The sequence below is a fragment of the Peribacillus sp. FSL K6-5616 genome (genome assembly GCF_038008245.1).
GTDB lineage: Bacteria > Bacillota > Bacilli > Bacillales > DSM-1321 > Peribacillus > Peribacillus frigoritolerans.
On record NZ_JBBOYT010000001.1, the window covers coordinates 4,867,884 to 4,890,885 of the forward strand.

The 23,002-nt window shown below is 42.7% G+C and carries 22 protein-coding genes; 1 reads left to right on the forward strand and 21 read right to left on the reverse strand.

What is annotated here, in order from left to right:
• Positions 1-111 precede the first annotated feature (111 nt).
• From MHB45_RS23625 to MHB45_RS23705, 17 genes are all read right to left on the reverse strand, one after another.
• Entirely contained in the window at positions 112-705 is a 594-nt protein-coding gene (locus MHB45_RS23625; protein WP_048685865.1) for a TIGR01440 family protein, read from the reverse strand.
• Positions 706-764: 59 nt separating this feature from the next.
• Positions 765-1,211, reverse strand: coding sequence for a ribose 5-phosphate isomerase B (gene rpiB / locus MHB45_RS23630; RefSeq protein ID WP_034315832.1), 447 nt, complete (start codon positions 1,209-1,211; stop codon positions 765-767).
• A gap of 339 nt (positions 1,212-1,550) precedes the next feature.
• Positions 1,551-1,994 carry a low molecular weight protein arginine phosphatase gene (locus MHB45_RS23635; protein WP_048685867.1) on the reverse strand — a complete coding sequence of 148 codons (444 nt, stop codon included), beginning with the start codon at positions 1,992-1,994 and terminating at the stop codon, positions 1,551-1,553.
• A gap of 141 nt (positions 1,995-2,135) precedes the next feature.
• Entirely contained in the window at positions 2,136-2,702 is a 567-nt protein-coding gene (locus MHB45_RS23640) for a manganese efflux pump MntP (protein ID WP_048685870.1), read from the reverse strand.
• Between the two features lie 74 nt (positions 2,703-2,776).
• Positions 2,777-3,826: an L-threonylcarbamoyladenylate synthase gene (locus MHB45_RS23645; RefSeq protein ID WP_048685872.1), complete on the reverse strand. Its 1,050-nt coding sequence runs from the start codon at positions 3,824-3,826 to the stop codon at positions 2,777-2,779.
• Positions 3,827-4,115: 289 nt separating this feature from the next.
• Positions 4,116-5,051: a stage II sporulation protein R gene (gene spoIIR / locus MHB45_RS23650; protein ID WP_065421169.1), complete on the reverse strand. Its 936-nt coding sequence runs from the start codon at positions 5,049-5,051 to the stop codon at positions 4,116-4,118.
• A 154-nt stretch (positions 5,052-5,205) separates the two neighbouring features.
• Positions 5,206-6,075 (reverse strand): peptide chain release factor N(5)-glutamine methyltransferase, encoded by an 870-nt coding sequence (gene prmC / locus MHB45_RS23655; RefSeq protein ID WP_207117660.1) that lies wholly within the window; start codon positions 6,073-6,075, stop codon positions 5,206-5,208.
• Complete coding sequence (gene prfA, locus MHB45_RS23660; protein ID WP_048683507.1) at positions 6,068-7,138, reverse strand: peptide chain release factor 1; 1,071 nt, start codon at positions 7,136-7,138, stop codon at positions 6,068-6,070. Before prfA ends, prmC begins: the two co-directional genes overlap by 8 nt.
• Before the next feature lie 164 nt (positions 7,139-7,302).
• Positions 7,303-7,752, reverse strand: coding sequence for a hypothetical protein (locus MHB45_RS23665; protein WP_048683510.1), 450 nt, complete (start codon positions 7,750-7,752; stop codon positions 7,303-7,305).
• A 188-nt stretch (positions 7,753-7,940) separates the two neighbouring features.
• Positions 7,941-8,546, reverse strand: a complete 606-nt coding sequence (locus MHB45_RS23670; protein WP_034315845.1) for a thymidine kinase — start codon at positions 8,544-8,546, stop codon at positions 7,941-7,943.
• Between the two features lie 138 nt (positions 8,547-8,684).
• Positions 8,685-8,885 (reverse strand): 50S ribosomal protein L31, encoded by a 201-nt coding sequence (rpmE, locus tag MHB45_RS23675; RefSeq protein WP_034315847.1) that lies wholly within the window; start codon positions 8,883-8,885, stop codon positions 8,685-8,687.
• Between the two features lie 149 nt (positions 8,886-9,034).
• Positions 9,035-10,324: a transcription termination factor Rho gene (gene rho / locus MHB45_RS23680; RefSeq protein WP_034315849.1), complete on the reverse strand. Its 1,290-nt coding sequence runs from the start codon at positions 10,322-10,324 to the stop codon at positions 9,035-9,037.
• Between the two features lie 318 nt (positions 10,325-10,642).
• Positions 10,643-11,605 carry a class II fructose-bisphosphatase gene (gene glpX / locus MHB45_RS23685; RefSeq protein ID WP_034315852.1) on the reverse strand — a complete coding sequence of 321 codons (963 nt, stop codon included), beginning with the start codon at positions 11,603-11,605 and terminating at the stop codon, positions 10,643-10,645.
• 99 nt (positions 11,606-11,704) lie between these two features.
• Positions 11,705-12,988 carry a UDP-N-acetylglucosamine 1-carboxyvinyltransferase gene (locus tag MHB45_RS23690; protein WP_048683515.1) on the reverse strand — a complete coding sequence of 428 codons (1,284 nt, stop codon included), beginning with the start codon at positions 12,986-12,988 and terminating at the stop codon, positions 11,705-11,707.
• Between the two features lie 208 nt (positions 12,989-13,196).
• The gene (gene fsa, locus MHB45_RS23695; RefSeq protein ID WP_034315855.1) at positions 13,197-13,847 is read right to left on the reverse strand and encodes a fructose-6-phosphate aldolase; all 651 of its coding nucleotides are present in this window, start codon (positions 13,845-13,847) and stop codon (positions 13,197-13,199) included.
• Between the two features lie 161 nt (positions 13,848-14,008).
• On the reverse strand, positions 14,009-14,866 hold the full coding sequence (locus MHB45_RS23700; protein WP_048683519.1) for a class II fructose-bisphosphate aldolase: 858 nt from the start codon (positions 14,864-14,866) through the stop codon (positions 14,009-14,011).
• Between the two features lie 247 nt (positions 14,867-15,113).
• The gene (locus tag MHB45_RS23705; protein WP_034315860.1) at positions 15,114-15,485 is read right to left on the reverse strand and encodes a response regulator; all 372 of its coding nucleotides are present in this window, start codon (positions 15,483-15,485) and stop codon (positions 15,114-15,116) included.
• A gap of 310 nt (positions 15,486-15,795) precedes the next feature.
• Between MHB45_RS23705 and MHB45_RS23710 the strand changes: the two genes are divergently transcribed.
• Complete coding sequence (locus MHB45_RS23710) at positions 15,796-16,326, forward strand: DUF2529 domain-containing protein (RefSeq protein WP_048683523.1); 531 nt, start codon at positions 15,796-15,798, stop codon at positions 16,324-16,326.
• Positions 16,327-16,586: 260 nt separating this feature from the next.
• Here the strand turns inward: MHB45_RS23710 and MHB45_RS23715 are convergent, their stop codons facing one another.
• From MHB45_RS23715 to icmF, 4 genes are all read right to left on the reverse strand, one after another.
• Entirely contained in the window at positions 16,587-18,194 is a 1,608-nt protein-coding gene (locus tag MHB45_RS23715; protein WP_048683527.1) for a CTP synthase, read from the reverse strand.
• A 411-nt stretch (positions 18,195-18,605) separates the two neighbouring features.
• Entirely contained in the window at positions 18,606-19,196 is a 591-nt protein-coding gene (gene rpoE / locus MHB45_RS23720) for a DNA-directed RNA polymerase subunit delta (RefSeq protein WP_048683530.1), read from the reverse strand.
• A 212-nt stretch (positions 19,197-19,408) separates the two neighbouring features.
• Complete coding sequence (locus MHB45_RS23725; protein ID WP_153246117.1) at positions 19,409-19,573, reverse strand: hypothetical protein; 165 nt, start codon at positions 19,571-19,573, stop codon at positions 19,409-19,411.
• Positions 19,574-19,712: 139 nt separating this feature from the next.
• Positions 19,713-22,979, reverse strand: coding sequence for a fused isobutyryl-CoA mutase/GTPase IcmF (gene icmF, locus MHB45_RS23730; RefSeq protein ID WP_161922072.1), 3,267 nt, complete (start codon positions 22,977-22,979; stop codon positions 19,713-19,715).
• Between the last annotated feature and the right edge of the window lie 23 nt (positions 22,980-23,002).

The following is a 23,002-nucleotide window of genomic DNA, read 5'->3' on the forward strand; positions in this document are numbered from 1 at the left end:
CACTATTAAAGAAAGTTTTTTCTTCTAAGCCATACCTTGAGCTTTACGATTTTGCCCGCCTCAATTAAAAAACAGCATTCCCCATCCGAGAAATGCTGTCTTACTTACCCATTAAGTACAACTCTTGTTTTCAGAGAGGTCCCGATAAACTGCACGCTCCCCGCCAATCAGTTTCGGACGGGTTTTTGCCATGGTCACATGTGCATGTCCTATTTCTTTAATGGCAGAGCGGATCGGAACCGCAACATGCTTCAAATGCATACCAATGAATGTGTCTCCAATATCTATCCCCGCATCCGCTTTGATATGTTCAACGACGACTGCATCTTTCCATTGCTGATAGGCGTACGTCGCCATCGATCCCCCAGCTGTTCTTACAGGAACGACCGAAACTTCTTCATAACCAAAACGAATCGCGGTTTCCCTTTGTAAAACCAAGGCCCTGTTTAGATGCTCACAACATTGAAATGCAACCTGAACACCCGTTTTTCCTTGAAAATCCCTCACAACGGAAAAAATCATCCCAGCAACATCGAGCGTCCCGTCAGTACCGATCCTTTTCCCGATCACTTCACTTGTACTGCAGCCGATAACCAGTAGCTGTTTCTCTTTTAAAGCCGTCTGTTCTTGGAACTCATATAAAAGTTCCCGAAACTGGTTTTCCCATATCTCAAGCTCATTTGAAAATGTAGCATAACTTGTCATGAAAACGCATCCTTTCAATAAGAAAACTTGCTATCGGAACTCTCCAAAAACCATAAGAATTAGCTGTGCTTACCTTCGTACTCCGCAATCTTACCGATCCTGTTTTGATGGCGCCCGCCCTCAAATTCCGAAGTCAGCCATGTTTGGGCAATTTCCCTGGCAAGACCCGGACCAATGACACGTTCCCCCATCGCTAACATATTGGTATCATTATGCTGACGGGTCAATTTCGCACTATAGACATCATGAACCAATGCACATCGTATTCCTTTGACCTTATTGGCAGCAATGCTCATTCCGATTCCAGTTCCACAGATTAAAATGCCCCGATCGAACTCACCCCGTGCCACTTTTTCAGCAACCGGCAAGGCATAATCAGGATAATCGACCGACGTACTGCATTCACAGCCAAAGTCCTCAAATGGAATCTGTAACTCATTCAATAAATTCTTTATTTCTTCACGGATATGTATACCACCATGATCCGAAGCAATCGCAACTTTCATCATAATCCTCCTCTAGCTTTTTCATTTGATTTTATTGTGTCACAAAATTATGAAAAGATAAAGGATGTCCATCACTTCCCCGCAAAGAAGCAGGAAACCAACTCTGGTTTCCTGCTAGCGGGTAATGGTCCTGTTCAACTTTTCCGCTTTCACTTTAAGTTCCATTGCCGATTTTCCGACATTTCCCATGACTATCCCTTGTTCGTTTGTGACAGCCGTCACTTCTTCCGCTCCAGCAGATGCTTATTCTGCAATAGCAGCCACTTCTTGGGGCCGCCTTGATCCTATACCAAGCTTAGTAATATCTTTTACTCCAGCGACCACATTATGTACCCCAGTTCAATTTTTAAGCCTTTTGACTAATTCATCTATCAATTCCTGCAGCTCCCTGAACGTTTCCCGATAAATGCCTTCAGAACCGCCGAACGGATCCATTATGTCTCTATCATATTTATCGCCGAGAATGAATTCTTTTAAAGTAAAGGTCTTATCGATCATTTGGGGGTATGAACGGGTAATGGCCGATTTATGCCCTTCCGTCATGGTGAAGATATGAGTTGCCCACTCCATTTCCTTCGCGGATAAAGGCGTTGAATGATGATTATGCACTATGTCATTTTCAACCAATACATTTTTAGCATGCATCGAAGCATCCTGACCTGTCGAAGCATACACGCCTGCGGACTTCACTTCAACACCCGCAATATTCTTGTTTTTCAATATCGCTTCTGCCATCGGGCTTCGGCATGTGTTACCTGTACATACAAATAATACTCGGATCATTTTAACGCCTCCTTTTTATTCATTATAAGCTATCGCCCGTTTATTATAGTCAAAAAATCACTGTCATTGTGGCCGAAGAAAAATAAAAACCGCCCCGTTAATCGGAACAGTTGAGGAAGGAATGATATGAATTCAGGCGGATCAAAAAGAGAACAATAATTTCAATCCAAACGCACACAGGATGCTTCCGCCTAGAATCTCACTATACACGCCAAGCAAACCCTGCATTTTTCTACCCAGTAAAAGCCCCGCCCACGTTAATAGAGTGGCGGCAAACCCAAAACAAAGAACGGTTAAAATCGTTTTGGCACCGTAAATCCCCAGAGTCAACCCTACCGAGAAGCTATCCAGGCTTACCCCTAAAGCAAAAATGATTAAACCTTTCCCGACAGGAGCCAGCATCTTATTTTGCATGGCACCAGCTCCATCCTTTTTACCAGGAATAAACATCTGTATACCAAGAATGATCAACAAGAGACCGCCGGCGTATGTAGCGAAGGTCCCGAATTTTTCTGAAATGAAACGGCCTGCCCCCATTCCAAGCAAGGGCATCCAAATATGAAAAATGCCTACTGTCAAACCTATAAACAGAATTTGCCTCAACCTTAGCTTAAACATTCCCATTCCAAGGCCCACTGAAAAGGCATCCATTCCCAAAGCGAAGGCCATTAGCAATAAGGTGATGATTTCTCCAGCAAATGTATTCATTCCAATCCCCCTCGGACGTGCCTACTACATGTTATGCATGTCCGAAAAGAAATAGAAGGATAAATCAGTCCTTATTACACATGTTGCTTGATGATTTGATGACCTGCAGCCTTCTCAAGCCGGTTCATGACCGCAGCCCCTATTCCATGGTCAGGAAACATTTCACTAAAAATGACATCGACCTCCAGCTCGTCAAACTGTCTTAAGGCATCATATAAGCCTGTCGCAACTGTATGTAAATCGGCTAATGAACCTGGGACAACCACATAATCCGCCTTATAATCCTGTTGATGTTCATAAGCCGTAATGATGCCCACCTTTAACCCGTCACTTCTTTTTTCATCCACAAGCTTCTGAAGGAAAGCTTGATTGCCCTTGACTAAAAATAGAGGGGCCTTCGGTGCATAGTGGGTATATTTCATGCCCGGGGCTTTTGGCGCCGTTTCCTGATTCTTCAAAGCGACATCTTGCCTGACTTCCCCTATTACCGCTTCCAGCTGTTCCAGGGTCACCCCGCCAGGCCTTAAAATAACTGGGACTTCCACAGTGCAATCCAGTACTGTGGATTCCACGCCCACACCTGTATTCCCGCCATCGACTATACCTGCAATCCGGCCCATCAAGTCATCTTCAACATGTTTTGCTGAAGTGGGGCTTGGTTTACCGGAAGTATTTGCACTTGGAGCCGCAATGGGCAAATCACTCGCACGAATAAGGCCAAGGGCAACCTGGTGATCCGGCATCCTGACAGCCACCGTGTCCAATCCAGCTGTCACAAGATTCGATAGCTGGCCCGGTTTTCGTTTCATGATCAAAGTCAAAGGACCCGGCCAAAATTCTGCCATTAGCTTCCGGGCCTGTTCCGGAATCTCTTCTACAATACCTGACAACTGGTCATCCGAGGCTATATGAACGATTAAAGGATTATCACTCGGACGCCCCTTTGCTTCGAACACTTTTTTGACCGCCTCGTCATTTTTGGCATTCGCGCCGAGTCCATAAACGGTCTCCGTAGGAAAAGCAACCACTTGATTAGCCTTTAATAATTCAGCTGATTGTGTAATCTGGGGATAACTTTGTAAATTATCCACATTTTTATCCACTGACCAAATTTTCGTTTTCATTTTGAACACCATCGCCTTTTAACATTTCTTATTTTATATAATCGCTTTAATATGAACGGTATTTTCAACTTAACGTACGAATTCCGCTTAAAAGATACTTTGAAAGTATAAAAGAAGTATACACATAATTCAAGTGTTATCCACAAATTGGGGATAACCACATCGAATCCGTGGATAAGTTTGTGGATATTAATAATTAATGACAGACTTTTTTGATTTTTTGTTAATAACCCTGTGGATAAGTTTTTAAAATTATCTGAATTTAAAGAAGAGGGACTCAGCCCCCTCCTTAAAATAGATTATTGAAGATTTCTGCAAACAAGGACTTCACTTCCACCTCGGGCTCCTTTTCCCCTTCATATAATTGTTGACCTTTTTCATTGGATGCCGCAAGTTCAACCTTGTTTTCTTCAACTTTCCCTTCAATGACTTCCTCTGTCACCTGTTCCTTATCTTTCACTACCGCCACTTCTTCTTTTACCTCTGGCTCTACAACCTCTTCTTTTACCGTTACTTCCGGTGCTTCCTCTTTTACGCTCTCCACGATTACCTCTTCTTCAACTACTTCTTCCGGCCCTTTTTCCTTTTCAGCCAGCCCTTCTTCTTCAACCACTTCCTCCGCAACAGGTTCACTCTCTTCATTCGTTGCAGCATACGCCTTTCCTTCCGAAGTCAATGACCCTTCCCCTTCATCCTCGACAATCGGACTTTGACTTACAGCCGTCCCATTTGAAAAATCCAAGAAACACAATGGGGGAAATAACACACACCACCAATTAGCGCCGTCCCCTTCACCAAGCGTGATAATCACTGCTTCATATTCCCCTGCCGGATATAAATACTGCCCGTACAGTTTTGTCGGAAATTCAGCTTGTCCAAAATCCACTTTCACCGACTGCTCCAAACCTTGTTCCTTTATTACCGCCTCAGCCGTCGCCTGGATATCCGGCAGATGCGAGGTGATCACATCCCTCGCTTCATCCAAAGAAGTAAGCTCAGCGACCCACTTTGTGATATCTTCATTTACCTGATCCCTAATCAGCCGTTTAACCGCTTGATCCTCTTCTGCATCACTATTGGCGAGTATCCGCAGCCGAATCGCCTCATCCGGGATTACCTTCGTATCTTCTGCACCGACCATCTCCGCTTTAGGCATATATATACTTACGATCGTTCCTATAGTTAAGATTAATAGATAAATAATGGCTAAATGTTTAGTTTTCATCGCCTTCGCCCCCTCACATGAATTAGTCTCACCATTTTCCAGCTATCTTAAACTAGTAAAAACAAAAAAAGTTGATAGCTGGAAATATAGATTCCAAAGGATTAATGAGGGTGTTGTCCAAAAAAAAAAAACCGTCTCACATAAGGGAGACGGATCATTTTAATTCAGCAAAGACCATTCGATCTTTTTCATTAATGTCATTTATGATGGATACTTCCGCGGCAGGAAAGGTTCGCTTCAATAAATCGGCAACCGCCGCACCCTGTCCTGCACCCACTTCAAAACCGATCAGTCCAGGCACCTTCATGACCAAAGGTAACTGTTCCATAAAGCGGCGGTAAAAATCCAGTCCATCGATACCGGCAAACAACGCACGATGTGGTTCATGACCAGTCACGACCACTGACATGGATTTATGATCATCTTCTGGTATATATGGCGGATTTGATAAAAGAATGTCCACCTTCTCGTTCATATTCATGAACGGCGAAAGCAAATCACCTTGCATGAACTCCACTTCGGCACCAAGTGATTCGGCATTTTTCCTCGCCACCTCAAGCGATGGTTCCGCTATGTCCGTGGCCGTCACCATCAGGTTTGATTTTTCAAGTTTCATCGTTATGGCAATTGCGCCGCTGCCAGTCCCAATATCAGCTAAACGGAGCTTCTGTCCCTCCATAAAAATGGCCGGGAGTTTACGTAATGTATAATAAATCAATTCTTCTGTTTCCGGTCTCGGTATGAGCACTTCTTCATTCACAAAAAAGGTCCGTCCATAAAATTCTTCACTGCCGATTATATATTGGATGGGCGTCCCCTCAGCATGCAGCTCAATAGCGTCCTTAAATTGCCCAAAATCCGCATCACTAAGCTCATCATGGAGGTTGGCCAGCATTTGGGAGCGAGTTTGTTTTAAAAAGTGCTGTAACAGGATTTCCCCAGCATTGGCATCACGATCATTTTCCTTTAAAAAAGAAGAAGCCCATTTAAGGGCTTCAAACACTTTCACGGCAGAATTACTCATCTGCATTTTCCAGCCTTGAAGATTGGTCTTCCATGATTAATGCATCAACGACTTCATCCAGTTTACCTTCCATGATTTGATCCAGTTTTTGAATCGTTAAACCAATGCGGTGGTCGGTAACGCGGTTTTGCGGGAAGTTATAAGTGCGAATCCTTTCAGATCGATCGCCCGTTCCAACGGCCAGCTTCCTATTTTGATCATATTCCGCCTGTATTTCGCGATTGATTTTATCGAACACCCTGGCACGCAAAACCTTCATTGCTTTTTCTTTGTTCTTGATTTGTGATTTTTCATCTTGACAGGATACAACCGTATTAGTCGGAATATGAGTCAAGCGCACCGCTGACATTGTCGTATTGACACTTTGCCCTCCAGGACCGCTTGATGCAAAGGTATCGACACGAATATCCTTATCATGGATTTCAACTTCCACTTCCTCAGCTTCAGGTAAAACGGCAACCGTGGCTGTGGATGTATGAATCCGCCCGCCTGATTCCGTTTCAGGTACTCGCTGAACGCGATGAGCTCCATTTTCGAATTTCAACTTTGAATAAGCGCCATTGCCATTAATCATGAATATGATTTCCTTGTAGCCGCCAAGACCAGTAGGATTAGCTTCAATTACTTCAGTCCGCCAGCCCTGCACCTCGGCAAAACGGCTATACATCCGGTATAGACTGCCTGCAAATAAGGCCGCCTCATCTCCGCCAGCCGCTCCGCGGATCTCCATGATTACGTTTTTATCATCGTTGGGGTCTTTCGGAATAAGCAATATTTTCAGCTTATCCTCAAGTCCTTGTATGGTCTCATCAAGTTCATTGATCTCTTCTTTTACCATTTCACGCATTTCCGCATCAAGTTTCTCCTCCAGCATCGCCTTCGCTTCCTGAAGTTGCTCACGAACCGCTTTATATTCTTTATAAGTCGATGCGGTCTCTTGAATGCTGGATTGCTCCTTGGAATATTCCCTTAGCTTCTTGGAGTCATTAATGATCTCCGGGTCACTTAATAGTTCATTCAATCTTTCATATCTATCTTCTACTGCTTGCAAACGATCAAACAAATTATTCACCTCATAAATTTTCCAAAACATCTGAAACGAATTGGAAGTAATCCATCTTTTATTACTATAAATAAGTAGCTCAGTGCCCCAGCTCAGTTCACTTCTAGGTTAATTATAGTATAGGTGAATAATCAACGTCAAAGAGATTCAAAAATGTCGTGCCGTTACTTGTTTAATTCGACATCTACATTATATTGAGGCACAACCCTGTTTATCATGCCTTGTATTCGCTGCATTTCCTTATTTCTTTCTTTTTCGGTCTTGATTTTGCCTTTATCATGGACCGTAACGTGTATGGTATTTCCATTAAACCAAACGGAACCGGCCTCATAATCAGTTTCCGATTCGATCACCCCGCGGATTTCATCAATTTGCTGCCCCATGGATGGAGAATTATTGGATGTATGATGCGGTGTGTTGAGAACCTGATCTGATGGTCGTTCCGCTTCATTATCCCAATCATTATTGGATACTTGATTTAAACCATTGCCAACCCTGCCATCCCGGGATTGATCCCCATATTCCGAATCATTATTTATTGCATTGTCATTTTGACCGCATGCCGTTAGTGAAGCAAGCAAAAAGGCCGTCATAATAAGCAGTTTTGATTTCATATTTTTTCCCTCCATTTTGACTGGTTAAGAAGAACATTTCCTCGTTAGCCTACCCAAAATGGGGCAATATTTATCTTTTATTTCCCTTCCATGTATTGGTCAGGCCACCTAATAACTCGATAGTCTTTTCCACTTTTCCGCATAAAAAAAGCACCCAGTGATCTCATTGGATCATAGGGCACCATCATTCAAATATGTTCTTTAATCCCGACAGCCTGCTTACCCGGAACTTCGTGATGATGGCGGCAGCGGGGCTCGTACGATTCCGATGCACCCACAAGGATGATCGGCTCATCATAGGAGGCCGGCTCTCCATCTATCAAGCGCTGTGTCCTGCTCGCAGGTGATCCGCATACTTCACACACTGCCTGCAGCTTAGTCACCGATTCTGCAAGCGATAATAGAACAGGCATAGGACCGAATGGTTCACCTCTGAAATCTTGATCGAGTCCAGCCATAATCACTCGATAACCGCTGTCCGCAAGATGCTGGGCAACCCCGATAATTTCATGATCAAAAAATTGCACTTCATCTATTGCAATGATATCCAGGGGCTTGTCCAAATACTTAAAAATATCCGTTGAATGGGCAATCGGTTTTGCCATCACAGAAGAGCCATTGTGTGATACGACAGCCTCTTCCGCATAGCGATTATCAATAGCTGGTTTAAATACAGCTATCTGCTCTTTAGCAAATTGAGCACGGCTGACTCGTTTAATCAATTCTTCAGATTTACCTGAAAACATGCTTCCGCAAATAAGCTCGATCCAGCCTGTTTGTTTCATTACATACATGGAAACAGCTACTCCCTTCCACCTGTCGATCCATTGGCCATAATTGAAGTCGACCTGGCTTTGTATAAATTCTTACTTGTTTATGGAAAAGAAAAAACAGGCAAGAAAAATACTTGCCTGTTTTTTAAAAAGTCCGGCTTATTTAATACCGTATTTTTTGTTGAAACGATCAACACGTCCGCCAGCTTCAGCGAATTTTTGACGACCAGTATAGAATGGATGGCACTCTGAACAAGTCTCAACTTTGATCTCTTCTTTAACTGAACCAGTTTCAAAAGTGTTTCCGCAAGAGCAAATTACTTTTGAAAGCTTATAATTTGGATGAATTCCAGTTTTCATTCTTTTCAGCTCCTTATGCCCTGAATCATTCGAAACAGAGTTATATACTTCAAGTTGAGGGAAAAGCACCCTCACATTTATTGTAAAAACACATGAACTCATTATAACAACTTAAAACTAGTTGTGCAACTGTTTGTTTCTTACAGGGTTTAAGAACGTTTTACGCTCGCTGGACCCTTTTTCATTTCTGACATCTCTTCATCCAGCTTACTGAAAAATTCTTCATTGCCTTTTGTCTGTTTTAGACGGCGAAGGAATTTCTCCGAGAAATCAGGCGAATCTGACATCGTTTTCCTAATGGCCCATAGTTTATCCAGGCGATCTTTCGGAATTAGCAATTCTTCTTTACGTGTACCTGAGCGACGAATATCGATTGCCGGGAAGATCCGTCTTTCGGCAAGGGCACGATCTAGATGCAGCTCCATATTGCCCGTACCTTTAAATTCTTCATAAATGACATCGTCCATTCTTGAACCAGTATCTACCAAGGCTGTAGCAAGGATCGTCAGGCTGCCGCCTTCCTCGATATTCCTCGCCGCACCGAAAAAGCGTTTCGGACGATGGAATGCAGCAGGGTCAATCCCCCCTGATAGTGTACGCCCGCTCGGCGGAATGACAAGGTTGTAAGCACGGGCTAGGCGAGTGATGCTGTCCATTAAAATGATGACATCCCGTTTATGCTCCACAAGTCGCATGGCTCGTTCTAACACCAGCTCAGCCACCTTGATATGGTTTTCCGGCACTTCATCGAAAGTTGAACTTACCACGTCTCCTGCGACGGAACGTTCAATGTCTGTCACTTCTTCCGGGCGTTCATCGATCAACAGTACAATCAATTCCGATTCGGGATGGTTTGTGGTTATCGCATTGGCAATTTCCTTGATGAGCATCGTTTTACCGGCTTTTGGCGGTGCAACAATCAGACCACGCTGTCCGAAACCGACCGGTGCCAGGACATCCATAATCCTGGTCGATAAGTTCTTCGGTGTCGTTTCCAGTTTAATTTGCCTGTTAGGATACAGCGGTGTTAAACCTGGAAAGTGGACACGCTCTTTAGCTGATTCCGGATTATCGCCATTGACCGCTTCAACATGCAGCAATCCATAATAGCGCTCGTTTTCTTTTGGAGGCCTTACCTTACCGGACACTTTATCTCCATTTCGCAAATCGAATCTGCGGATCTGTGAAGCCGAAATATAAATATCCTCCGAGCTTGGAGAATAATTAATTGGACGCAGGAAACCGAAGCCCTCGGAAGGGATGATCTCTAAAACGCCCTCCATGAATAGGAGACCATCCTGCTCAGCTTGCGCTTTCAGGATAGCGAAAATAAGTTCCTTTTTGGAAAGTTTGCTGTAATAGGAAACTTTATATTCACGAGCGTGCTCATAGAGATCCTTAAGTTTCATGTTTTCTAAATTAGAAATAGTTAAATTCATTATGACACCACACTTTTATTAATTAAACGTTTTCACCCATACTGAAAAAGAATTGGTTTGTTAGATGGAAGAAAAACCGCAATCCATGTACCCGACCAGAGTTTTCTTAGAAAGGATGATACATTTTTACATGTAAAGAAGAAAATTATTTGAAGGCTTCTTGAAGTTTGGAGTGAAAGGGCAGATTTTAAATTATTAATAGTAGACCAAGCTTTATTTTACTTTTTTTATTTTAATTATTCAACTTAAATTTTTTTAAAGAGAAAGCGAGCGATGAAACCGCTCGCTTTTTAAAAGTGATTTTTCTAAAAAACGCTATCAGTCAATCAAACCATTCGGTTTAATCTTAAGACTGTGACGCCCATCAATGAATCGAACGGTACCAGATTTAGCACGCATGACTACGGATTGCGTTTCGCCGTAATGCCCTTTAAATTGTACACCGCGTAAAAGTTCTCCGTCAGTCACACCTGTTGCAGCAAAAATTGCGTCATCTCCGCGAACAAGATCTTCCATTCTGAGGACTTTTCCTAATTCAAGGCCCATTTTCCCACACCGTTCCACTTCTTCATCAGTATGAGGAACGAGCTTACCTTGAATTTCCCCTCCAAGGCATTTCAAGGCAACGGCTGCAATGACTCCCTCTGGAGCTCCGCCAGATCCGAATAAGATGTCAACACCGGTAAGATCGAAGGCCGTATTTATCGCTCCTGCGACATCTCCATCGTTGATCAATTTGATACGTGCCCCTGCCTCACGAAGTTCATGAATGATCTTCGAATGACGATCGCGGTTCAATACTGTTGCAACCACGTCTTGGATATCTTTATTTTTTGCCTTGGCTACCGCTTTCAGGTTGTCCAACACGGAAGCATTGATATCAATCTGACCAACCGCCTCGGGTCCGACAGCTATTTTATCCATATACATATCCGGGGCATGAAGCAAGTTCCCCTTATCGGCTATCGCCAATACAGCCAATGCATTCCAGCCGCCAGATGCAACGATGTTCGTTCCTTCTAATGGATCAACCGCAACATCCACTAGCGGCCCAAGACCAGTGCCAAGTTTTTCGCCAATATAAAGCATTGGCGCCTCATCCATTTCCCCTTCACCGATTACAACCGTTCCTTGCATGGGAATGGTATTGAAAACATCCCGCATCGCAGTTGTAGCTGCATCATCCGCTTCGTCTTTCTTTCCTCTTCCCATCCAACGAGCTGAATTTAGGGCCGCCGCCTCTGTTACGCGGACTAGCTCCATCGATAAACTTCTTTCCATTTCCGGTTCCCCCTCATGTACACTAGCATGATTTATTTATATATTAGTATAACACATTATATCATATATAGTAACACAATGAGGTAACAAGAAAAGGGATCAGCTTTTAAGCTGCTCCACTTCTTCTTGCGTCATTTCTTCACGCCAAATCGTCGCTCCCAAACCTGAAAGTTTTTCAACAAGATGGCTATATCCGCGATCTATATGTTCAAGCCCGGTCACTTCTGTAATCCCTTCAGCCATTAAACCGGCAATTACCAGAGCTGCTCCGGCACGTAAATCGCTTGCCTTCACTTTTGCCCCGTGAAGTTGGACAGGACCATCGACGATGCCTGCTCTGCCCTCGACTTTGATCTTCGCATTCATGCGTCGCAGTTCATCAATATGCTTAAATCGTGCCCCGTATATCGTATCGGTCACCATGCTAGAACCGCTTGCTTTTGTTAAAAGGGAAGTGAAAGGTTGCTGAAGATCTGTTGGGAATCCAGGGTAAACCAACGTCTTGATATCAACGGATTTATAATTTTCTCCCGGTGAGACAAATATCTGGTCATCACCCGCTTCAATATTAATCCCCATTTCCCTTAATTTGGAAGTCAATGACTCCAAATGCTGGGGAATGACATTATCGATCAGAATCCCTTCACCGACAGCAGCGGCTAAAATCATGAAAGTACCGGCTTCAATCCGATCCGGTATGATCGTATGCTTGCAACCATGCAAACTTTCCACACCATCAATACGAATGATATCCGTTCCAGCACCCTTGATTTTTGCTCCCATATTGGTCAACAATGTGGCGACATCGATGATTTCCGGTTCTTTCGCAGCGTTTTCAATCACAGTGCGGCCTTTGGCCAAAACAGCGGCAAGCATGATGTTGATCGTTGCCCCTACACTAACGACATCCAAATATATGCGTGCTCCCCGGAGCTCGTCCGCCCTAAGGTAAATGGCTCCTTGTTCATTCGTCACTTGTGCGCCAAGTGCTTCGAACCCCTTAATATGCTGATCTATCGGACGGGGTCCCAAATGGCAGCCTCCAGGCAAGCCGATCACTGCCTTTTTGAATTTACCAAGCATTGCCCCCATTAAATAATACGAAGCACGTAACTTCTTGACCCTGCCATTCGGAAGAGGCATTGAAATCATCCTGCTGGGGTTGACTGTCATCTGCCCTTCATCAAAGGACACCTCACCGCCGATTTCCTCCATTAACTCTTTCAGCATCTGTACATCCGAGATATCCGGCAGGCCTTCAATCGTTACGGGAGAGTCCGCTAAAATTGTTGCCGGAATAAGGGCAACCGCACTATTTTTTGCTCCGCTGACACGAATGCTTCCCTTTAGAGGATAGCCACCGGCAATTTTAAGTTTTTCCATAATATACTCCCTTCCACGCTAAGCACTTAGAAGCTACTTCCAAAAAGTAATATTTTACCACAAGAAAATTGCATAATCCGACAACATTTACTATCTAGTTCTTTAGTTTACACAAAAGTAGAAAATTCATGTAAAAAAAGATAAAAATTTCTAATTTATGTTAATTTTATTAAAACAGTGCAATCTATAGCGACTTAGCGGCAAGGCATTATGCTTCTGTACGTGAATTCCAATCATTCAAGAAAGCTTCAATCCCTTTATCCGTTAATGGGTGGTGGAATAATTGCATTAAAACTTTATAAGGGATCGTTGCAATATGTGCTCCTTTAAGAGCCGCTTCTGTAATATGCATCGGATGGCGGATGGAAGCTGCAATGATCTCAGCATTGATATCATGGATTGCAAATATGTCAGCAATATCCGAAATTAAATCCAAACCATTTTGGCCGATATCGTCCAAGCGTCCTAAAAATGGCGATACATAAGTTGCTCCTGCCCTAGCTGCCAATAATGCTTGGTTGGCACTGAAAATAAGCGTGACATTTGTTTTGACACCTTGTTTTGTAAGTGCTGAAACAGCCTTCAAGCCATCTGGAGTCATTGGCACTTTGATCGTGATATTAGGTGCAATCGCAACAAGCTCCTTGGCTTCTGCCATCATTCCTTCAAAATCAAGCGCAATGACTTCAGCAGAAACGGATTCCTTAACAAGGCTTGTGATTTCTTTTAGCCGGTCATGGAAAGAAACTCCCTTTTCCCTGGCAACAAGTGATGGGTTAGTCGTAACACCTGCTAGTACGCCAAGTTCGTGCGCTTGTTTGATTTCTTCCATATTTGCTGTATCTATAAAGAATTTCATAAAATATCCTCCGTATGTAATCGATTTTTTATTTCTCTATTGAATTCTAATTGTTCGAAAAATAGAGATCGGATTAAGCCTGCATCTAAAAGAAACCATTAGGGGGGAGCCCCCCAATGGGAATATTGCCTTACATTTAAAGGGATGGAACCCTTTTGAAATTATGCTTTGCCGTTTGAACCGAATTCACGAATTTTGCCGATGACCGTTTCTTTGATAGCTTCACGGCCAGGAACCATGTATTTACGAGGATCGTACACTTCAGAATCGTTATTCAGGATTTCACGAACCGCTTTTGTGAACACAATTTGATTTTCCGTATTCACATTGATTTTTGATGTTCCAAGAGAAATCGCTTTTTGGATATCTTTCGTAGGGATGCCTGTACCGCCATGAAGAACAAGAGGTTTGTTCGTTAAATCCCGTACTTCTTCCATTTCTTTATAGCCTAGGTTAGGTTCACCTTTGTATGGTCCGTGAACGGATCCCAAAGCTGGAGCAAAACAGTCGACATTCGTTTCTTTAACCAACTGTTCACATTCTTGAGGGTCTGCATATACGACTCCATCAGCGATTATATCATCTTCTTGTCCGCCAACCGTGCCCACTTCCGCTTCAACCGAAACATTCCGTGCATGAGCGAATTCGACAACCTTCTTGGTTGTTTCGATATTTTCTTCAATTGGATGATGTGAAGCATCGATCATTACTGAAGTGAATCCCGCTTCGATGGCTTCCTTACATTTATCATAACTTGAACCATGGTCAAGGTGAATGGCCACAGGAACAGTGATTTTCATGTCTTCCAACAAACCTTGAACCATCATGACAGTTGTTTTAAAACCACCCATATGACGGGCAGCACCTTCGGAAACACCAAGGATGACTGGAGATTTTTCTTGTTCAGCAGCAGCTAGGATAGCTTGAGTCCATTCAAGGTTATTGATATTGAATTGACCTACTGCATATTTTTCATCAAGGGCTTTATTCAGCATATCTTTCATAGAAACTAAAGGCATTTGATTTCCTCCTACTAGTGGATGTTTATTTTTAAAGTTAATTCTTTCTAGATATTCCCTAAAACCAAAGTAGCATACGCTTTATAAATCAGAATATCTCTCCTCTTTTAGCATATCAATACATCAAAAAAACAGCAACAATTACAACTGTACCATGTCTCAAATTTTATTCCAAAAAAACACGGCCCATCTAAAAAAAGATAGCCGCGGCAATTTCCCCGTCAATAATATTAAATTTTCAAGACCGTTAACTCGATTGAATCGGCAAGTATTCACGAACGGCTTTTCTAATATCATCAATATCAAACGGCTTTGCAAAGTGTGTCATTGCCCCTAAATCCTTTGCTTCTTGAATCATATCAAGTTCACCATATGCCGTCATGATTATGACCCGGATGTCCGGATCGACGACTTTCATCCTTTTCAAGATCTCAATGCCATCCATTCCCGGAATTTTCATATCCAGCAATACAAGATCGGGTGAATGATTATTTAGCACTTCCAAGGCTTGAATGCCATTAGCTGCTTGAAATGTTTCATACCCTTCTTTATGTAACACCTCGTTCAATAAAATACGAATCCCGAATTGATCATCAACAATCAATATTTTCCCTGGCATTTTATCACCTCTCCCCTTCCCGATTCATCCATTAAATATATTAGCCTATTCGGCCTATTACCCGAAAAAGGGTAGTTACATAGATTGCGTTAAATTACTTGAGCAACGCATTTATTCATTCATGATATCTATGTTCATATTCGATAATTGTAACAAAATTCCTGCTGTATGGCTAAAAGGAATTTTAATTTTTTTGTTTTTTCGACCGATTTAGTCAATTCAGCCCTTTGGACCAAAAACCCTGAAACCTGTCAATGCAAAGGAAAGTCCTTTATAATAAGTATATTATTTTTTAAAGGAGTCCCTGATCATGTTAAAAATTTTCTCGACACAGATAAGCGGTTTATTTAAAAAAATGATTGAAAATGAAGCCTTTGAAATGGAGGATGCCGGACGCCTGCTGGCTCAGGCTGTGGTTGGGGACGGTTCTGTGTTCATTCACGGTTTTGGTGAAATGCAGGGCGTCACTGCCGAGGCATTGAATGGGGAAGAACCCTTTCCTAAGGCAAAAAGCTATGATTTAAGTGAAACAATTTCCAAGGAAGATCGATTTCTTATATTCAGCCGCCATTCGGACGATTCAGAAGCATTGATGCTGGCAAGACAACTCAAGGAAAAGGATATCCCATTTGTTGCGGTTTCTACATCCGTCCCTTCCGAAGAAGATTCTCTTTTGGAGTTGGCTGACGTACATATTGATTTACGCATCCAACGGGGATTGATTCCCGATGAAACCGGAAATCGATATGGGTACCCTACCCTCCTTACCGCTCTTTTCGCTTATCATGGAATTAAATTCACTCTTGAAGAAATCATAAAAGAATATGAAGATGAAGAATGATGAATTCATCTAAAAAAGGTTCGGAAAAATATATCTTTCATCAAATGATGTTCCCGAACCCACTGACCACTCTCTAAATGTTAAAACAAACTTGATTGGAGCGGGTGTGCGGGACTCATGCGGGAAAGCGCGTCTAAGAGGTGCTTGGAGTGGCCATCAACCTCCCAAAGTACAAACCACAAAAAAAACTGTAGGCAAACTCGATTTTCTTCAAGTTTGCCTACAGTCTGAAACAGCCACAGGGGCTGTTTTTTTGTTTATTAACGATTTTCGCCGTTCTTTAATGACATACCGACAAAGTCGCGGAATAGCGGCTGTGGACGGTTAGGACGTGACGTGAATTCCGGATGGAATTGGGAAGCCACAAACCAAGGATGATCTTTCAGTTCAATGATTTCGACTAGACGGCCATCTGGACTTGTACCGGAGAACACGAATCCTGCCTCTTCCATAGCTTGACGGTAGTGGTTATTGAATTCATAACGGTGACGGTGACGTTCATAAACAACCTCGTCATTATAAGCTTCGTATGCTTTAGTACCTTCGATAAGCTTACATGGATACAGACCAAGACGCAGTGTTCCGCCCAAATCTTCTACATCCTTCTGCTCAGGAAGAAGATCGATGATTGGATCAGGAGTATCCTCCTTAATTTCAGCTGAATGTGCTTCTGGCAATCCCAGGACGTTGCGTGCATACTCAATGGACGCCAACTGCATGCCTAAGCAAATTCCGAAGAAAGGTTTTTTTGTCGTGCGGGCAAATTCAGTCGCTGCAATTTTCCCTTCGATTCCACGATCTCCAAAACCTCCAGGTACAAGGATTCCATCTGCATCTTGAAGAAGTTCTGCAACATTTTCTTTAGTTACATCTTCGGAATTCACCCAGTCGATTTCAACATCTGCATCAAATGCGTAACCAGCATGCTTAAGTGCTTCCACTACAGAAAGATAAGCATCTTGCAATTCAACATATTTTCCGACTAAGGCGATTTTCGTTTTCTTTGATAAAGAAGTAACCTTTTTGACTAGTTCCTTCCAATCTTCCATATCCGCTTCGCCACAGTCCAATTGCAAGTGATCACAAACGATTTGGTCCATATTTTGTGCTTGAAGCGCTAGAGGGATCGAGTAAAGTGTATCCGCATCAAGACATTCGATAACAGAATTTTTATCGATATCGCAGAATAAAGCGATTTTATCCTTCATATCTTGTGAAATCGGGCTTTCTGTACGTGCAACGATGATATTTGGCTGAATGCCAAGACTGCGTAATTCTTTTACACTATGCTGTGTCGGTTTTGTTTTCATTTCACCTGCAGCTTTGATGTAAGGAACCAATGTACAGTGGATATACATAACATTATTGATGCCGATATCACTCTTGATTTGGCGAATCGCTTCAAGGAATGGAAGAGACTCGATATCCCCTACAGTACCGCCAATTTCAGTGATGACTATGTCGGCATTCGTTTCATTGCCTGAACGGAAAACCCGTTCTTTAATTTCATTCGTGATATGGGGAATGACTTGAACCGTTCCACCTAGATAATCGCCGCGGCGTTCTTTTCTCAGGACGGTTGAATAAATTCTGCCTGTAGTCACATTGCTGTGTTTACCAAGGTTGATATCGATGAAACGCTCATAGTGCCCCAAATCCAAATCCGTTTCAGCACCATCATCCGTTACAAACACTTCACCATGTTGATATGGACTCATCGTACCAGGATCCAAGTTGATATAAGGGTCAAACTTCTGGATCGTAACATTCAATCCCCTATTTTTTAATAATCTTCCTAAAGAAGCGGCCGTAATCCCTTTTCCCAAGGAAGAAACTACTCCACCTGTCACAAAAATATATTTTGTCATCTTATATCCTCCTAATAGAATGATTTCTTCCAATTCAGTTCTTCCCATCATTAGATCGGAACCTGAATCAAATCTTCCGCCAAAAGGGCGGTTAAAAGCTAAAAACCGTAACCAGTACAAACCATTAATCACTTAAAGGTCTTTAGTGAGAGTCATGCAGGATACATGAACAAGAATAAATTTCCTTAAATGACAGTTAACATAAATATGTTCTCTATAGTTTTTACAATTCTACGAGAAATCATTTTTAAAAATAAAAAAATGATGTCATTTATTCATTCCATCATTAAAAACAAAAACGCTCCGCTTACAAAAAAGTAAGGGAGCGATATAATTTAATCATTGTGTCCTTTTTTAAGGAGCCCAAAAATGATTCTACAAATTTCGCCTTAAAAAGTCAAGGGCGATTATTTATTTCTCATCCTCTTCATTCAAGTCATCCAAGTCATCTTCGTCTTCATCTTCGTCCTCATCATCTTCCAGGACAAATGCATCATCTTCGATTATTTCTTCTTCCAGATCGTCGTCATCATCCACGTCATCATCCAAAAGCACTTCGTCGATGACTGGAGTACCTAGAATATCATCATCGTCGTCATCTTCATCCTCGTCCAGATCATCGATATCTTCTTCAAAGTCAAGGTCTTCGTCTTCAAGTTCATCGAAATCATCGATGACGACAGCAGCCTTTTTGGCTTTCTTTTTCTTTTTAGGTTTTACAACATGTACGACTTCTTCCTCGATTTGGTCAACCGGGTACCAAGTTTTCAATCCCCAGCGGTTGTCTCCAAGTGAAGTGAAACGGCCATCCACATTTAAATCCGTATAGAATTGGGCAATTTTCTTTTCCACTTCCGCTTTGGATAAATGGTGCAGCGAAGCTAATTCACTAATTAAGTCTTTAAATGGAATCGGTTCATTTCTTTCAACTAACAAATCATATGCCATCTCTATTAAGGACATTTCCAATAATTGCTCTTTTGAGTATTGTTTTAAACTCAAATTCCGCACTTCCCTTCTCTATTCAAACACTGAATTCCGTGTTTTTTCACATAAAAAAATAATCTAAAACAGTAGTTCGATAAAATAACGACAATTCCTGCTAGACATATACTCCATTATAAACAATCTAAATGGGTTTATGCTAGTTCTATATGATACTTTCACAGATTTACCTTATTGTCTATCATTCACAGGAAACCAAAAGCTAAAGATCATTCCTTTTTTTTCTTTTTCGATTTCTGACGATAGGCTGCCGTAAAAAAGACAACAGTCAGGATAAAAAAAGAAATGGCACCCAGTTGATGCTCATACAGCTCAAATAAAAAAATGATGGCAAGAATGTAACCTATGATCAACCCAATCATTTTCAGGTTCATTTTCTCAACTCCAATAGGGCTGATTCTTCATTTTTGCCCCTTTTCCAAATAATTATAAGGTAAAATCTTCATTTTGTTAAAAAAGACGGGAATTATTTAAAAAAAGGGCCCCTAAACGTTCGGAGCCCCCTTCTTTAGTTTACATATTTCTTCGGTATTGACCGCCGACATCATATAACGCCCTCGTTATCTGACCCAGACTGGCCACCCTCACGCAGTTCATGAGCTCAGCAAAGATATTTTCCCCATTCATGGCTGCCAATTTCAGTTTAGTTAACGCTTCATCCGTGAACTCCTTATTTCTTTCCTGGAATGCCCGGAGATTTATGATTTGCCCTTCCTTTTCTTCCTTGGTTGCACGGGCAATTTCCATGCTGTTCACCGCTTCTTCGGAAGGAGGATTTGGATTCATATACGTATTGACACCGATGATCGGCAATTCTCCCGTATGCTTTTTCATTTCGTAATGCATCGATTCATCCTGGATTTTCCCGCGCTGATACTGCGTCTCCATTGCACCCAGCACACCGCCTCGATCATTGATGCGATCGAACTCCTGCAGGACGGCCTCTTCGACCAGATCCGTCAATTCCTCCACGATGAAGGCACCTTGCATCGGGTTTTCATTTTTTGAGAGACCATGTTCCTTCGTAATGATCATTTGGATGGCCATTGCCCGGCGAACGGATTCTTCAGTAGGCGTCGTGATGGCTTCATCATACGCATTAGTATGCAGGGAATTACAGTTGTCCTGCAGTGCCATTAAAGCTTGAAGTGTCGTTCTGATATCATTAAAATCAATTTCTTGGGCATGAAGCGAGCGCCCGGAGGTCTGTATATGATATTTGAGCTTCTGGCTGCGGTCGTTCGCACCATATTTATCCCGCATGACTGTCGCCCAGATCCTTCTTGCCACCCTCCCGATCACCGTATATTCCGGGTCGAGCCCATTTGAGAAGAAGAACGACAAATTCGGGGCAAAGTCATCAATATTCATTCCGCGGCTTAAATAATATTCGATGTAAGTAAAGCCATTCGCTAATGTAAAAGCCAGCTGTGAAATTGGGTTGGCACCCGCTTCTGCAATGTGATAGCCAGAAATGGATACAGAGTAATAGTTCCTGACTTTGCGATCGATGAAATAGGCTTGAATGTCGCCCATTAACCTTAAAGCAAATTCCGTAGAGAAGATGCATGTATTCTGGCCTTGGTCCTCTTTCAGAATATCCGCCTGAACAGTACCGCGTACCGTCTGAAGCGTATAAGCTTGCACTTCTTCAGCTTCGGCATCTGTAAGGGGACGGCCTAGCTCTTCTTCTTTCCGTTGAATCTGCTGATCGACTGCCGTATTCATATACATGGCCAAAATGATTGGTGCCGGTCCATTGATGGTCATGGATACAGAGGTTGAGGGGTGGCAAAGATCAAAACCTGCATACAGCTTTTTCATGTCATCCAACGTGCAGATGCTGACTCCGCTTTCCCCTACCTTTCCATAGATATCAGGCCGGTGATCAGGGTCCTCGCCATATAAAGTTACAGAGTCGAAAGCCGTGCTAAGCCGTTTAGCAGTATCATCCTTTGATAAATAATGAAAACGCCTGTTGGTACGGTCGGGCGATCCTTCACCGGCAAATTGCCGCTTCGGGTCTTCCCCTTCACGCTTGAACGGAAAAACTCCCGCTGTGTAAGGAAAGAAGCCCGGAACGTTCTCACGGAATACCCATCCCAAAATCTCTCCATAATCCACATATTTCGGCAGTGATACTCTCGGGATCATTAAACCTGATAAACTTTTCGTTTTCAGCTTTGTGACGATTTCTTTATCCCTGACTTTCGTTACAAACTGCTCTCCTGCATACTTTTCTTTTAAATCCATCCATCCAGAAAGGATTTTTTTAGATTCAGGTGATAAATTCGAAGCGGTTTCCTTTTTCAGTTTTTCTAAAGAAGCCACCATATCGCCATCGTTATCATGTTCCTTAACTGCATCAATGGCTCCTTCAAGCTGGAAAAGCCTCCGGGCAATACGCACTTGTTCAGCGGCACGCTTATGATACGATCTGACCGTATCACTGATTTCACGTAAATAATACCGGCGGTCAGTGGGAATGATGACATTTTGTTTGTAAACATCCGCTTCTTTCGAAAAGGCCGTACTCCAAGCCGTTCCTGATTTTTCATTAAGCTTTTCAATCAGTGCGGCAAATAATGCATTGGTGCCTGGGTCATTGAATTGGGAAGCGATTGTACCGTATACTGGCATTTCAGATGGATCTTGATCAAAAAGCGTACGGCTTCTTTGGTATTGCTTTTGAACTTGGTTTTTTGCATCCTCGGAACCTTTGCGCTCGTATTTGTTAATGACTATCAAGTCTGCATAATCAATCATATCGATTTTTTCAAGTTGCGAAGGAGCACCGAATTCACTCGTCATCACATACATGGAAACATCGCATATTTCGGCAATTTCTGCATCACCCTGACCGATCCCGCTCGTTTCAACGATGATTAAATCGAAGCCTGCTGCCTTCACGACGGAAATGGCATCCTTTATCGCCAAAGACAGCTCACTTTTTGAATGGCGCGTGGCTAGGCTCCGCATATAAACACGATCTGAAAAGATCGAGTTCATTCTGATCCTGTCACCAAGAAGGGCACCGCCCGTTTTCTGTTTGGTCGGGTCTACAGATAGAATGGCGACTCTCTCATCCGGAATTTCGTTAATGAACCTTCGTATCAATTCATCAGTCAATGAACTTTTTCCAGCTCCGCCAGTCCCCGTGATTCCCAGAACAGGAACCTTCTTTTCGGAAGTCTTGATCTGCTCAAAAAGACTCTCCACCGCTGCCGCTGATTCCTGTGAAACATCGAGTCTATTTTCGGCAAAGGTAATGAATTGGGCAATGGCATTCGTTCCCCCGGCAATCAATTCATCAAAACGTTCCTGTAAAGATGGTTTGACTGTCGAGAAATCACACTCCTCCATCAAAACGTTTATCATTCCTTGAAGCCCATATTCCCTCCCTTCATCAGGCGAAAAGATACGGGCAATTCCATAATCATGGAGTTCTTTAATTTCCCTAGGGATGATGACCCCGCCACCGCCGGCAAAAATCCGAATGTGCCCGGCTCCCTTTTCCATCAGCAGGTCATACATATATTTAAAATATTCCACATGTCCGCCTTGGTAAGATGACATGGCTATGCCTTGGACATCTTCCTGGATGGCCGCATTCACGATTTCTTCCACCGAACGATTATGACCTAGGTGAATAACTTCCGCCCCGCTGGACTGAAGGATTCTCCTCATTATATTGATGGATGCATCATGTCCATCAAATAAACTCGAAGCTGTAACGAATCTAATATGGTTCTTCGGTTTATACACCTCAACTGTACTCATGTAGCTCCCCCTTATTGAAACTT